This window comes from Gluconobacter sp. P1D12_c (assembly GCF_018812105.1).
GTDB lineage: Bacteria > Pseudomonadota > Alphaproteobacteria > Acetobacterales > Acetobacteraceae > Gluconobacter > Gluconobacter oxydans_A.
In genome coordinates, this window is the sequence record NZ_JACSIQ010000627.1 from 1 (window position 1) to 407 (window position 407).

Annotated in this window: 1 protein-coding gene; it reads left to right on the top strand. The window is 45.7% G+C overall.

Features of this window, described 5'->3' with window-relative positions:
- Positions 1 to 407 (top strand): hypothetical protein (locus KP705_RS18455; RefSeq protein WP_215765356.1); only part of this gene is annotated, 407 nt, incomplete at both ends.

Genomic DNA, 407 nt, shown 5'->3' on the forward strand with positions numbered 1-407 from the left:
ATATTGAGACGATGGAGGATGGCCATCTTGAGTGGTTCTATAATGAGACACTCAATACGCGACTGATACAGAGGTACGGATCGTTTAAGGAGTTCAAGGGGTCTCTTAATGATGAGAGGCTTCGCATCGTTCGAGATCAGTCTGATGGATCTCTGAAGATGATGAAGAAGCGTGTCATCAATGATGCTGAGCTTTTCACGAAGCGTGATGAAGGCGAAGCCACGATAGGTGTCCCTAAATCATTGGATATGTTCGGGCCCGATATTGCTATGGCTCTCTGTGTTGAGCCTTCTCTTGATGGTCGTGTCATCGTTGGTGATGAAATAAAATTCGAGCAGATGGAGAATAAGATTGTTGGGCTGATGCTCCCGCATCATGCTTTCTATAACGTCTCTGAACCCTGTCTT